We start from the raw sequence: 12,972 nt of genomic DNA, 5'->3' as shown, positions 1-12,972 counted from the left end.
GTATTCGTGTTTGCTGAATGATCGCCGATGAATATCGCGCGGTCGCGGGTGCGGTATGAAAGCCGCACCGCGCTGTCTCGAATCGGTGTCTCGAATCGGACATTTCAACGCCGCCGCCGATGGCGGCGGCGCGTAAATCCCCATTCCGCTCGTCGGGCTCAGCCGACGGGCTCGGCGTCCCGGGGGCGCTTGAACCAGGCGGCGGCGCTGGACTGGCACAGCAGGATCAGCACCGCCAGTCCGACGATCAGGCCCAGCGGCCCCGGCGGCGACTGACTCGCCGCCCCGCCCAGGCCCATGAGCATGGTGATGACCGCGAGCACGATGGCCGTCACGCGGATCCCGTTGCCACCCGATCCGAACCCGAATGCGAAGCCCGCCAGCAGGATCGGGACCGCGAAGCCGCCGACCGCCACGCCGGCCGCGTAGGCGTCGCCGAGTGCGGACACCGCCACCACGATGACGAGCCCGAGTCCGCCGAAGAGGAAGGAGACCACCCGCGCGGCCTTGACCGACGCGGGCATGGTCGCGGGCTGGGGCGCGTACGGCCCATAGGGGTTGTAGCCGTGCGGATTCGGCGGATAGCCGTAGCCCTGGTTCCCGCCCGTCGGGAACGGCGGCATCGGCTCGTATCCGCCGGGAGCCTGCGCCCCGCCCGGCGGCACGGCCGTGGCGGCGTACGGGGACCCCGGCGCCGGCGCGGCGTGCATCGCCGGAAACGGCGTGGTCGGCGGGTAATTCGGGACCTCGGGCGCGGGTTCGGGCGGTGCGCCCGCCGCGCTCGCCGGATCCGGCTGCCCCCACACCGCGGGCAGTTCGGCCGTGCCGTACGGCGAGCGTGCGCCCGCCCCGGGCTCGGCTGTCGCGCCCGCGTTCGTATGCTCGCCGTCGCGCGGGTCTTTCCCCAGTTCCACCGGTACATCCTCTGCAGTTGTGCGCCCGGCCTCCGTCCCACCGGGTACTTCGCTTCGCACGCTAGCAGTGGCACCCGACACAGCGGCGCGGTCTGGATCACACATTCTTCAGAAGGTGACCGAAGTCGTGGGACGACTCGGTGGCATCCCGCCGCGCCTCGAGCTAGATTGGAGTCATTCCAGAAAACGACCATCGTTCAGAAGGAGTGCGATATGACCACCACACTGTCCCGGACCCCGATCACCAGCCCGCTCGGTAAGGCCGAACAGAAGGCGGTCGGCCTGGCACTGCAGTCGGCGCTGACCGATCTCGTCGATCTGTCGCTGCTGGCCAAGCAGGCGCACTGGAACGTGGTGGGCCGCGACTTCAAGACCGTGCACCTGCACCTGGACGAGGTGGTCGACAGCGCCCGCGAGTTCTCCGACGCCGTCGCCGAACGCGCTGCGGCACTGGGTATCTCCCCGGACGGCCGCGCGGCGACCGTCGCCGAGGCCAAGGGTCTGCCGCAGCTGCCCACCGGCTATCTGCGCACCCATGAAGCGGTATCGGGCATCGTCGAGGTACTGGACAAGCTGACCCAGCGCCTGCGCGGCCATATCGCCGCCACCGAGACCGCGGACCCGGTCACCCAGGATCTGTTCATCTCCATCACGGCCAAGATCGAGGAGCATCGCTGGATGTTCCAGGCCCAGCTCGCGGACTGACCGGCGGCCGAACGGGAGCACAGCCCACTCCCGTTCGGCGGACACCGCCGCACGGCGCGGAACCGGAACACCACGGAACGCGACCGGGATCGGACTCGACAGCGAAACACCCGCCGGACACCTGTGCCCGGCGGGTGTTCGTCTGTGCAGCCGAACTTTTCGGCGCCGGTCGCTACTCGGCGATCAGCTCGGCCTCCGAGTCCAGCGCCTGCTGCGTCTCCTCCGGCACGCCGACCGCGCCCGGCAGGTAGGTGATCGAGCGCAGCGCACCCGTGTAGCGGAAGACGCCGCGGCGCTCGCGCAGCTCCCAGGAGACCGGGCCGCGCGCGTCGAGCCCGACGGTGATGCCCGTCCACGGCGCCATGCCGACCAACTGCACCTGATCGGGCAGGGTGGCCGCCTGCACGCCGTCGATGCCGAGGGAGAAATCCCAGCGCAGGTGCGGCTGTACCGTCGCGGACACGGTCAGATTCCGGCTGCCCGCCGGGATGGGACCGGCGTCCACGGTGTGCTCGCGGCCGTAGGCGTTGTAGGTGAAGTGCAGGCGATCGTGCTCCACGTAGAGCACATAGCCGCCGAGCGGATCACCGTGCGACACGAGCACACCCGCGTCTCCCGGCTCGAACCCGGCGAGTTCGGCGGCGATGGTGAAGTCCCGGTACGCGATCAGGCGCTGGGAGCGGTACCGCTCGAGCGTGGCGGTGCCGGGCAGGATGCGGACGCGGTCGGTGAGCCGGGCCTCCTCGGGCCGGCGCAGGGCCAGATCCTGGCGCGTGAGCAGCGGGAACACCGTGTTGTTCCAGGCGGCCTCGTCCCAGGCGGCAGCCAGCTCGGCCACCTTCTCCGGGAATCGCTCGGACAGATCGTGCAGTTCGGTGGGATCGGTGCGGACGTCGAAGAGCTGCCAGCGCGGATCATCGATGCCGCGCGCGGGCTCCAGCAGCGCCAGCAGCTTCCAGCCGTCCCGGTAGAAACCGCGATGCCCGGTCATCTCCGAATACTGTTCGGTGTGCTGGGACACCGCGCCCGGATCACGCAGCACATCGACCGCGGACACGCCGTCGAAATCCTTGGCGGGCAAGCCGTTCCGGACGGTGGGCCGCTCGAGCCCGGCCAGTTCCAGCAGGGTGGGAGCCAGATCGGTGACGTAGGTGTACTCCTGGCGCACGCCCGCGTCATCGGTGGTGCGCGGCAGACCCTTGGGCCAGGACAGCACGAACGGCACCCGGACACCGCCCGCGAAGGTCTGGCCCTTGTAGAAGCGGAACGGGGTGTTGGAGGCCTGCCCCCAGCCGCGCGGATAGTGCACGCCCAGCCGGGCGGTGCCGATGAGTTCGTCGTCGTGCGGCACGTCGCGTTCCCAGTCCGGCTCGTCCACCTGGGCGAACTGTGCGAAGTAGGTGCGGGTGCCCTCGGGCCCGCCCTCCGCGGTACCGCCGTTGTCCGAGGTGAACACGATGATCGTGTTGTCCAGCTCGCCGAACTGTTCCAGGGTCTCCACGATCCGCCCCAGGCTCTGGTCGATGCTGTCGACCATGCCCGCGTACACCTCCATGTACCGCTCGAAGCGCGACTGCTGTTCCGGGGTCAGCGAATCCCATTCCTGCGCTTCGTAACCCGGTTCGGTGTTGCGCGGCTTCTGCTCGGTGCCCGGCGGGAACAGCCCCTGGGCCAGCTGCTCGGCGAACCGGCTCTGGCGCAGCCGGTCCCAGCCCTCTTTGTACCGGCCCCGGTATTTGGCCTGATCCGCGGGTTTGGCCTGCAACGGCCCGTGCATGGCGGTGTGCGCGAAGTACAGGAAGAACGGTTTGGTCGCGTCGTGCGCGCGCAGATCCTTGAGGTAGCCGATGGCGCGATCGGTGTAATCGTCGGTGAGATAGTAATTCTCGGGAAACTCCTCGACCTCCACCGCGGAGCTGTCCGAGATCAGTTGATTCGGATGATAGAAGGAGTTCAGGCCCTCCAGCGATCCGTAATAGCGGTCGAATCCGCGCTGGGTCGGCCAGGAATCGCGATGCGCGCCCGGATGCAGCGTGGCGTCGCGCACCAGATGCCACTTTCCGACCGCGTAGGTGGCATATCCGTTGGCGCGCAGAATCTCCGGCAGGGTGAGCACGTCATCGGCGAGTTCGAGGCGCAGTCCCGGATATCCCGGATCGGCGTTGGCGACGAAACCGAAACCCGCGCGGTGGGAATTCACGCCGGTCAGCAGGGCGGCGCGGGACGGCGAGCACAGCGGCGTGGTGTGAAAGTTGGTGAGCCGCAGGCCCGTGGCGGCCAGGCGGTCCAGGGTCGGGGTCTCGATCTCCGAGCCGAACGGCCCGATATCGCTGAATCCCATATCGTCGACCAGCACCACGATGATGTTGGGCGCACCGGCGGGGGCGGCGGGCGGATAAACCCATTCGGGGGTCGAATCGGCGGTGGTGCGGCCGATCTCGCCGGCGAAGTTCTCATAGCCACGGGCATGCGGGGGAACAGGCATCCGCCCAGCAAAGTTCCGGGTCCCGCCGCTCGCCAGGGTTTCATTCGTGCTGCGCGCAACCGGTGATCGGGTGCTCACCCGCTGTTACCGTCGCCGCCATGCACATCGGCCACCCCTGCGCGCCCCGCACCGGACTGCTCCGGTCCTCGCGGGTACAGGGCTGTCCGCACTGTGCCTGACGCGCCGGCCCGCGCGTAATTCTCCCTTTTCTCAAGTCCCCCAGGTGTGTTCAGCGCACCCCGCCGCCTGTCCAGCGGCTCATATCTCGAGGATCTTCAGATGAATACGTCCCCCCGTGGACTGGATCGCCGTCATTTCCTGCGCAACTCCGGCATCGCCGCGCTCGCCATCTTCGGTGGCGGCGCGCTGGCGGCCTGCACCTCGGCCGTGAACCAGAGCAAAGGCGGCGGCGACGACAACGCCGAGCCCGTGCGCGGCGGCACGCTGAAGTACGGCGTCCAGTTCGATCTGATCCCCTCGAACCTGCTCACCAACACCGGCACCACCCCGGCCGTGATCGGCCTGGTCTACGAATCGCTGGTCCGCTACCCGCACGACAAGCTGGAGCCGCAGCCGCTGCTCGCCGAGAAGTGGTCGCTGGCCCCGGACGGCAAGTCGATCACCCTGGACCTGCGCAAGGACGTGAAGTTCCACAGCGGACGCGGATTCACCGCCAAGGACGTGGAATTCGCGCTGCGCACCTACGCCGATCCCAAGTGGACCGCGCAGCTCAAGAGCACCGCCGCGGCCATCACCGGCTTCGACATCATCGATCCGTACCGCATCACCCTGAGCTTCGCGCATCCGCTGGGCAACATCTTCGACCTGCTCGACACCGTGCCCATCCTGGACAGCGAGAGCATCGATCAGGTCGGCACCGGCGAGAAGCTCATCGGCACCGGGCCGTTCCGCTTCGTCTCGCGAATCCCGAACCAGCAGCTGGTCTTCGAACGCAACCCCGACTACCGGATCCCGGAGCGGCCGTACCTGGACCGGGTCGAGTTCACCGTCATCGCGGACAACCAGGCCCAGCTCAACGCGCTCAAGTCCGGCCAGATCCATTTCGCGGACGCCATCAGCTACCGCGACAACGAGAACCTGGCCAAGAACGACGAGTACAAGGTCATCGCCTACGAGGGCGCCGAACTCCAGCTCTACGTGGGCGCGAACGTCTCCGATCCCGCGCTCGCCGACGTGAAGCTGCGCCAGGCCATCGCCTTCGCCCTCGATCGCGAGCGCATCATCACCGAGGTCTTCCGCGGCGCGGGCTACCCGCTGAACGTGCCGTGGCCCAAGGGTTCCCCGGCCTTCGACGCCGGGCGCAACACTCGCTACCAGCGCGACGTGTCCAAGGCCAAGCAGATCCTGTCGGGCCTGCCCAAGCCGCCGAAGGTGCCGCTGACCTTCGTCGCGGGCATCGCCGCCTACGAGGCCGCCTCGCAGATCGTCCAGGCCAACCTCGCCGAGGTCGGCATCGAGGTCGAGCTGGTGCCGATCGACAACGCCACCTTCGTCAAGCAGCTCATCGGCGCGCAGTTCCCGGGCTTGTGGATCACCGACCACTCCTGGGCACAGTTCGTGCCCTCCACGCTCACCGTCAGCGCCTACCCGTTCAACGCCCGCAAGAACGCCTCGCGCTTCGAATCGCCCGCCTACGTGGCCGCGGCCGACGCCGCCTGGAAGCTGCCCCAGGGCACCGGGCCCGAGGCGGCCAAGGCCTACCAGGCGCTGAGCGATCAGCTGCTGGAGTCGCTGTTCCTGATCGAGATCGGCGTGCACCACCCGCAGGGCACCTCCACCCGGAAACTGCACGCGGTCAACTGGACCAAGCGCCGCGAACTCGATCTGCGCGAGGCGTTCCTCTCGTGACCGGGTACCTGCTGCGCCGGGTGCCCTCGGCGGTGGCGGTGCTCTTCGGAGCGTCGGTGCTGATCTTCCTGCTGCTGCGCCTGGTCCCCGGCGACCCGGCCACCACGCTGGCCGGGCCCGACGCGAGCCCGGAGTCCATCGCCGCCATCCGGCAACAGCTCGGCCTCGACAAATCCATTCCCGCGCAATACCTGACCTGGGTGAGCGATGTGCTCTCCGGCGATCTCGGGCGCTCGTACATCATCGGCGGGCAGATCGCCGACCTCGTCGGGCGCGGGCTCACCAACACCCTCGTGCTCACCGCCTTCGCGCTGGTGCTCGCGGTGACCATCTCGCTCGCGGTCAGCGTCGCGGCGGTGCTGTGGGATCGCAGGTGGCTCAACGCCGTCGTCGCCGCGGCCAATACCGTGGCGGTCGCGGTGCCGGTCTTCGTGACCGGCGTCCTGCTCGTGCTGGTGTTCGCCGTCGCCATCCCGGTCCTGCCGGCCGGCGGGGTGCCCCCGGACGGCTTCATCGCCCGGCCCGACATCGCCGTGCAGTACCTGCTGCTGCCCGGCATCTGCCTGGCGCTGCCGGTGACCGCGGCCCTGACCCGCTTCCTCACCGAATCGCTGCGCACCGAACTGCGCAAGCCCTACGTGCTGACCGCCCGGGCCCTGGGCATCTCGCATCGCGAGATCGTCACCCGCGGCGCGCTGCGCAACGCCCTGCCGACCATGCTCACCGTGCTCGGCATCCAGACCGGGCAGCTGCTGGGCGGTGCGGTGCTGGTGGAGGCCGCCTTCGCCTGGCCCGGCATCGGCCAGCTCATCGAACAGGGCATCAACCGGCGCGACTACCCAGTGGTGCAGGCGCTGCTGCTGTTCTCGGTGGCGGTCTTCGTCGCCATCCAGCTCACCACCGACATCGTGCACGCCTACCTCGACCCCCGCATCCGCATCGGAGGCCGATCATGAGCGGTATCTCACCGTCGACCACCGATCCGTCGAAAACCCCCGTGCCCGAGCTCGATCCCGGCGTACTCGACCCCACCGTCGGCACGGCCGTGGAAACCGCCGACCGGCACGCCGATTCGGCGCGCCCGCTGCTGCGGGCCCTGCGCAGGGGGCAGGGCCTGGCCGGGGTGCTGCTGGTGGGCGTCATCGCCCTCGCCGGACTCGCCGCCGGACTGCTCACGGACTACGGTCCGCTGGAACAGATCCCGGGCGCCAACCTCGTCGGGCCCAGCGGTGAGCACTGGTTCGGCACCGACAACCTCAACCGCGACATCTTCTCCCGCGTGCTGTACGGCATTCGCATCGATCTGATCATCGCCTTCACCGCCGTGCCGATCGGCGCGGTGATCGGGGCCCTGGCGGGACTGCTGGCGAGCGTGAACACGATCGCCGACGTCATCACCCAGCGCGTGTTCGACCTGATCCTGGCCTTCCCGGCGCTCATCTTCGCCATCGCGCTGGCCGCGGTCACCGGGCCCGGCGCGCACGCGGTGATCGTGGTGATCATCGCGGCCGAGATCCCCATCTTCGGCAGGCAGATTCGCACCGCCATCCTGGCCGTGCGTGAGCAGCCCTACGTGGAGGCGTCGGAGGTCATCGGCGCGAGCACCTGGTGGACGCTGCGGAAACACGTGCTGCCCAACGTGATCGAGCCGATCTCGGTCCAGCTGGCGCTGTCGCTGTCCATCGCGGTGTTCATCGAGAGCGCCATGAGCTTCATCGGCATCGGCGTGCGGCCGCCCGAACCCTCACTGGGCTCGCTCATCTCGGCTTCCATCGACAATCTCGACGCCAATCCGGCGTTCGCGGTCGGACCGCTGCTCGTGGTCTCCGGCCTGACCCTCGGATTCCTTTTGATCGCCCAGGCACTGGGCCGCGCCCGGAGGATCGGATGAGCGACAACGAGCAAGTCCCCACCGGCGCGCTGCTCGAAGTTCGGGAGCTGGTGGTGCGATTCGGTGACCGCGTCGTGGTGGACGGGGTGCACGTGCGCGTGGACCGCGGCGAAACCGTCGCGCTGGTAGGCGAATCCGGCTCTGGCAAATCCCTGACCGCGCGGGCCGTGCTCGGTCTGCTGCCCGACGGCGCAGGGGCCGCCGGATCCATTCGACTGGGCGGCGCCGAGATCATCGGCGCCCCCGACGCCGAACTGCGCGCCCTGCGCGGGACCCGCGCGGCCATGGTGTTCCAGGAGCCGCAGACCGCGCTGAACCCGGTTCAGAAGATCGGCACCCAGCTCATCCAGGCGCTGCGCGCGCACGCGGCGAACGGCGCCGGGGCGGCGCAGGGCTCGATCACCAAGGCGGAAGCCAGAACCCGGGCCATCGAGCTGCTCACCCTGGTCGACATCCCCGAGCCGGACAAGCGCGTGGACTGGTATCCGCATCAGCTCTCCGGCGGTCAGAAACAGCGCGTGGTCATCGCGCTGGCGCTGTCGGGCGAGCCGGACCTGCTCATCGCCGACGAACCCACCACCGCCCTCGACGTGACCGTGCAGGCCGAAATACTGGACCTGCTGCGCGAACTCCAGCGCCGCACCGGCACGGCCATCCTGTTCATCACGCACAACCTGGGTGTGGTGGCGGCCATCGCCGATCGCGTGGTCGTCATGCGCGCCGGACAGGTCGTCGAAACCCGGGGCGTGCACGAGCTTTTCGGCGATCCCCGCGAGGAGTACACCCGCACCCTGCTCGCCGCGGTGCCCGAGCTTCCGGAACGGACCGGGGCGGCCGATCCGGCGGCGCCCGCCGAGCCGGCCCCCGCGCCGGTCCGGATCGCGAAGCGGCCGGACGGCGACGCGATCGAGGTGGCGGGCGAGGCCGAGGTCGCGCGCGAGCCGTCCGGCGCCGCGGTAGCCACCCCGGACCCGGCCGAGACACCCGAACCGGTGCTGCGCGTCAGCGATCTGACCGTCGTCTACCGGCGCGGCCGCCAGGAGTTCCGAGCCCTGGACGGCGTCTCGCTCACCGTCGCGCCGCGCGAGGTGATCGGCCTGGTCGGCGAATCCGGCTCGGGCAAGAGCACACTCGGGCGCACCGCGCTGGGCCTGGTGCCCGCCACCGCGGGAGAGGTGGTGCTGCAGGGCGTTTCGCTCACCGGCCGCTCCACCCGCGAGCTGCGCGGCCTGCGCAAGAACGTCGCGCTGGTGCATCAGGACGTCACCGCGTCCCTGGATCCGCGTCGCACGCTGGAGGATTCCATCGGCGAGCCGCTGCTCGTGCATCGCGCCGCCTCCGGTGCGCTGCTGCGCGCACGGGTCGGGGATCTGCTGGATTCGGTGCGCCTGCCCCGGGAGTACGCCACCCGCCGCCCGGGCGAGCTCTCGGGGGGTCAGCGTCAGCGCGTCGCCCTGGCCCGGGCGCTGGCCCTGGCTCCGCGCCTGCTCATCGCCGACGAGCCGACCAGCGCCCTGGACGTGTCGGTGCAGGCCCAGGTGCTGGAGCTGTTCGCCGACCTGCGGGCGGAATACGGTTTCGCCTGCCTGTTCATCAGCCACGATCTGGCCGTGGTCCATCAGATCGCGGATCGGGTGGTGGTGCTGCGCCGGGGCGGCGTGGTCGAGACCGGACCGGTCGCGGAGGTCTTCCGCCGGCCGCGTGCGGACTACACCCGCAAACTTCTGGCAGCCGTCCCGGCCGCGACGCCGCGCCCACTCGTCGAAGCGCCGCGGGATTCATCCACCGTCGCCGCGCCATTCGCGGTCGGAGCCTGAGCAATACGCGTTTTCTCCGCGTATTCACGCTGTTGGGAAGGGTCGGTCCGGCCCTTTCCAATACAGACCAAATGGTCTTATTGGACCATTCACGCAATACCGCGCCGAGCCCCCAATAGTGGGGGACAGGGGGTTCGGCGCGGTCTTCGCGCGTTCGCGCACCTTCCGCAATAGGCGCCCGTTGCAAGCGGAATATGCGTTCGATGGGCGGAAATTCTTGCGGCCGAGCAGGATCGGGCGGCTACCGGCGTGCACCGATACCGTCAGGGTCACCCGGATATACAGATTGGGCAACTCGCGTGTACGCGTTCTCGTCGCGGACTGTGGAAACATTCTCTTCCAGGGTGAATACCCGGCGGGGCCCGCTTCAACGGGGAGGTGCGGTGTCCGCCGGTTGCTGACGAAGGAGGACCGGTGGTCGCCAATATGACATGCGGACGCGATTACGAAGCCCTGGAAGCCCCCACGCTCGGGAATCTGCTTCGGAAATTGCGTGACGATCGGGGCGTGTCGCGGGAACGATTGGCCTTCAACGCCGGTGTGAGCGCCAGCTACATAACGCATTTGGAGAAGGGCGACCGCGGCAATCCCACCCGCGAGGTGGTGCAGGCGCTCACCCGATACCTGGATCGCCTGGAACCGCTCTCGATCTCGGATCGGCGTCAGCTCACCGATCTGGCCGGGCTGCCCGCCGAGGATTTCCCGACGGTGGCGCAATTGCGTGCCGCACTCACCCCGGACCTGCACCGCATACTCATCCAGCACCGGCCCGACCCGGCGGCGTTCATGGACAGCCGCGCCAATGTCGTTGCCTGGAACGAGGGTTGGGCCGACGCGTTCCCGGGCCTGGTCGACGACGGCAACATGCTGCACTGGTTCTTCAACAACGAGCTCGCCACCCGCGTCATGGTGAACTGGGAGAGCGACGCCCGGCAGGTGGTGCGCTGGCTGCGCGGATTGATCGGCCGCTCGGGCAACGCCGCCGGATTCACCGATCTCATTCGCGAACTCGGCGCGTATCCGAAGTTCCGTCAGGTCTGGTCCGAGGGCGGGGTGGCCTTCGCGCCGCACGTCTGGTCCCTGCACCTGCGGAACCCGGTCACCGGCGTCCGCCGCCGGTTGTACGCCCAGACCGGCCGCCTCGACAGCGGCGTCTATCCGGGCCAATTGCTCGCCGTGCTCGGCCTGCCCGTCTGAACCCGGTCCGGCCACCGTCGCCCGAATCAGCGGGGCGGTGGCCGAATTCGCCGGCTCGCGCTCGAATCAGCGGGGCAGCGGGATGAACTCCACCGGCTGCCCGTCGACCGCGTCCGCGGGCACCACCGCGAGCGCGTCGCGGCCCAGCAGATTGGCCAGATGCGCGGTGCGCAGGCGCACATCGCCGATCAGCTCACCGGCCGGGCCCAGCCGCGCGGGCACGATACGCGGTGCGGGCCCGGCGAGTTCGGCGGCGTTCGCCAGCGGCGCGCGGAAGGCCGGCGCGGGCGTGGCGCCGGTCAGCCCGTCGCGCAGCGCGCCGATCAGCCCCAGCAGGGTGGACACCGCGGCGTACGGATTCCCGGGCAGCCCGAGAACGGCTGGGCCGGCGGCGAGTTGGGCCACCACCGTCGAGCCGCCCGGGCGCAGCCGCAGCCGGTTCACCAGCACGCGGGCCTGCGCGCGGTCGAGCGCGGCGCGCAGCTGATCGGCCGCGCCGCCGCCGGTCGCGCCCACGATGACCAGCAGATCGCAGTCGCCGGCCGCGGCGAAGACCTCGTCGAAGGCGTTCGCGGTGTCGCGCAAATGGACTCGATCGATGGTGAGCACACCGGAGGCGGCGAGCAGATCGGGCAGCACCGGCCCGATGGAGTCGCGGGTCTGCCCGGCGTGCAGCGGACCCTCGCTGCGAATCTCGTCGCCGGTCATCACGATTCGCGCCCGCACCGGACCGCGCACCGCGACCGTGTGCACCTCGGCGCTGGCGGCCACCGAGATCAGCGCGGTGGTCACCGGCGCGCCCGCGGGCGCGACCTCGTCGCCGGGCTGCCACTCCTCACCGCGATAGCGCACATCGTCGCGAATCGGGGTGTCCGGCAGGCGATGCAGCAGGCCGTCCGGCCCGAGCGTCACGAACTCGTCGCGCACCACCGAGCCGGTGCCGTCCGGCACGTGCGCACCGGTGGCGATGCGCACCGCTTCGCCGTCCAGCAGGCCCACCGGGCGCCGCCCGCCCGCGAAGCCGATGTCGCGCCGCACCTGCCAGGGTCCGGTCCCGCTGACCGCGTACCCGTCCATGGCCGAGACGTCGAACCGGGGCAGCGCGTCGGCGGCCGGCATCGGCTCGGCCAGGGTCGCGCCCTTCACCGTGCGCACCGCGGCGTGCCGCACCGGCAACCGGGAGATATTCCGGCGCAGGGTATCCCGCGCCTCGTCCAGGGTGAGCGGGGCCGCGCCGCGCCCCGCCGTGACGCGTGCCCGCTGCACGTCGTCCGGGGTGTCGCAATCATCGACCCCGGACAGCTGCACGGTGACGGTGTCGACGGGCACCAGCGCCTTCATCGGCCGATTGACCGGGGACTCGAGCTGACGCAGGGCGGCGAGCAGCGCGGTGCGCCGCCAGACGCCCACGAGGTACTGCGGCCGCCCGGCGGCGTCGGCCGCGAACACCGCGTCGCTGCCGGATTCCTTTGCGTGCACGAGTAGTTCGTCGACCGCGGCGGCTGTGAGAAATGGCATGTCCGCGGCGAGCACGACAATGGATCCGGCCGGGAATTCACAGCCCGCGAGCGCGCCGATGCCCGCCGCCACGGCCGCCACCGGACCCGCGCCGGCTGGCACCTCCTGGGTCTGCAGAATCTCCGGCGGCAACTCGGGACGATGCGGTCCCACGACCACGACGCGCGTGCACGCCGCGACCGCCCGCAGGGCCGCATCCAGCATGGATTGACCGCCGACCACTATCGCGGGCTTGTCCACACCGCCCATCCGGCTGGCCCGCCCGCCCGCGAGCACGATGGCGTCGACGGTCGTCACGAGGGTGCGCCGGGGGTGTGGATGATCATGGTTGAAGATGGTAGTTGCCGGTCGATTCCGATCCGCGAACCCGGTCCGCGCCGCGTCCGTTTCGTTCGCTTGCTAAGCAATTGCTCATCTCTTCATCGTTATGCGAAGTGTTGCGACACATAGTAGAAATGATCATGTTTTGGAACTCCTGCACAATCGCATATGGCAGTATCCGAGGCCAGAGCTGACGGCGTTCCTGGCGATTCGTCACAGTTCACGACAGGCGTTACAGCGGGTCCCGCTGTCCGG

General features: G+C 69.7%; 9 protein-coding genes. 6 read left to right on the top strand and 3 right to left on the bottom strand.

The features are described 5' to 3' along the window. Positions 1–158: 158 nt before the first annotated feature. Positions 159–914, bottom strand: a complete 756-nt coding sequence (locus tag ABZ319_RS18305; RefSeq protein ID WP_354987596.1) for a hypothetical protein — start codon at positions 912–914, stop codon at positions 159–161. Positions 915–1,127: 213 nt separating this feature from the next. Between ABZ319_RS18305 and ABZ319_RS18300 the strand changes: the two genes are divergently transcribed. Further along, positions 1,128–1,619 (top strand): DNA starvation/stationary phase protection protein, encoded by a 492-nt coding sequence (locus ABZ319_RS18300; protein WP_354987595.1) that lies wholly within the window; start codon positions 1,128–1,130, stop codon positions 1,617–1,619. Positions 1,620–1,791: 172 nt separating this feature from the next. Here the strand turns inward: ABZ319_RS18300 and ABZ319_RS18295 are convergent, their stop codons facing one another. Beyond that, positions 1,792–4,104 carry an arylsulfatase gene (locus tag ABZ319_RS18295; RefSeq protein ID WP_354987594.1) on the bottom strand — a complete coding sequence of 771 codons (2,313 nt, stop codon included), beginning with the start codon at positions 4,102–4,104 and terminating at the stop codon, positions 1,792–1,794. Between the two features lie 279 nt (positions 4,105–4,383). Here ABZ319_RS18295 and ABZ319_RS18290 point away from each other — a divergent pair, with 279 nt between their 5' ends. The 5 genes from ABZ319_RS18290 (at position 4,384) to ABZ319_RS18270 (ending at position 10,878) form a co-directional block, all read left to right on the top strand. After that, positions 4,384–5,973 carry an ABC transporter substrate-binding protein gene (locus ABZ319_RS18290; protein ID WP_354987593.1) on the top strand — a complete coding sequence of 530 codons (1,590 nt, stop codon included), beginning with the start codon at positions 4,384–4,386 and terminating at the stop codon, positions 5,971–5,973. Beyond that, positions 5,970–6,929 (top strand): ABC transporter permease, encoded by a 960-nt coding sequence (locus ABZ319_RS18285; protein ID WP_354987592.1) that lies wholly within the window; start codon positions 5,970–5,972, stop codon positions 6,927–6,929. The genes ABZ319_RS18290 and ABZ319_RS18285 overlap by 4 nt, the downstream gene beginning before the upstream one ends. Then, a complete protein-coding gene (locus ABZ319_RS18280) occupies positions 6,926–7,864 on the top strand; it encodes an ABC transporter permease (protein WP_354987591.1) in 939 nt (312 codons plus the stop codon). The genes ABZ319_RS18285 and ABZ319_RS18280 overlap by 4 nt, the downstream gene beginning before the upstream one ends. Further along, positions 7,861–9,681 (top strand): ABC transporter ATP-binding protein, encoded by a 1,821-nt coding sequence (locus ABZ319_RS18275; protein ID WP_354987590.1) that lies wholly within the window; start codon positions 7,861–7,863, stop codon positions 9,679–9,681. Before ABZ319_RS18280 ends, ABZ319_RS18275 begins: the two co-directional genes overlap by 4 nt. Positions 9,682–10,107: 426 nt before the next feature. Continuing rightward, positions 10,108–10,878, top strand: coding sequence for a helix-turn-helix transcriptional regulator (locus ABZ319_RS18270; protein ID WP_354987637.1), 771 nt, complete (start codon positions 10,108–10,110; stop codon positions 10,876–10,878). Between the two features lie 66 nt (positions 10,879–10,944). Here ABZ319_RS18270 and ABZ319_RS18265 read toward each other — a convergent pair whose 3' ends face one another. Further along, entirely contained in the window at positions 10,945–12,693 is a 1,749-nt protein-coding gene (locus ABZ319_RS18265; RefSeq protein WP_354987589.1) for an NTP transferase domain-containing protein, read from the bottom strand. Between the last annotated feature and the right edge of the window lie 279 nt (positions 12,694–12,972).

Source organism: Nocardia sp. NPDC005978 (assembly GCF_040614455.1).
In the GTDB taxonomy this organism is placed as follows: Bacteria; Actinomycetota; Actinomycetes; order Mycobacteriales; family Mycobacteriaceae; genus Nocardia.
The sequence above is the reverse complement of the archived record's forward strand: the minus strand, read 5'-3'. Positions and strand labels throughout refer to the sequence as shown.

Excerpts from the sequence above, each read along its gene's own strand:
- ABZ319_RS18270 (WP_354987637.1), top strand. The coding sequence starts at position 10,108 with ATGACATGCGGACGCGATTACGAAGCCCTGGAAGCCCCCACGCTCGGG.
- ABZ319_RS18275 (WP_354987590.1), top strand. The coding sequence starts at position 7,861 with ATGAGCGACAACGAGCAAGTCCCCACCGGCGCGCTGCTCGAAGTTCGG.
- ABZ319_RS18300 (WP_354987595.1), top strand. The coding sequence starts at position 1,128 with ATGACCACCACACTGTCCCGGACCCCGATCACCAGCCCGCTCGGTAAG.
- ABZ319_RS18290 (WP_354987593.1), top strand. The coding sequence starts at position 4,384 with ATGAATACGTCCCCCCGTGGACTGGATCGCCGTCATTTCCTGCGCAAC.
- ABZ319_RS18280 (WP_354987591.1), top strand. The coding sequence starts at position 6,926 with ATGAGCGGTATCTCACCGTCGACCACCGATCCGTCGAAAACCCCCGTG.
- ABZ319_RS18295 (WP_354987594.1), bottom strand. The coding sequence starts at position 4,104 with ATGCCTGTTCCCCCGCATGCCCGTGGCTATGAGAACTTCGCCGGCGAG.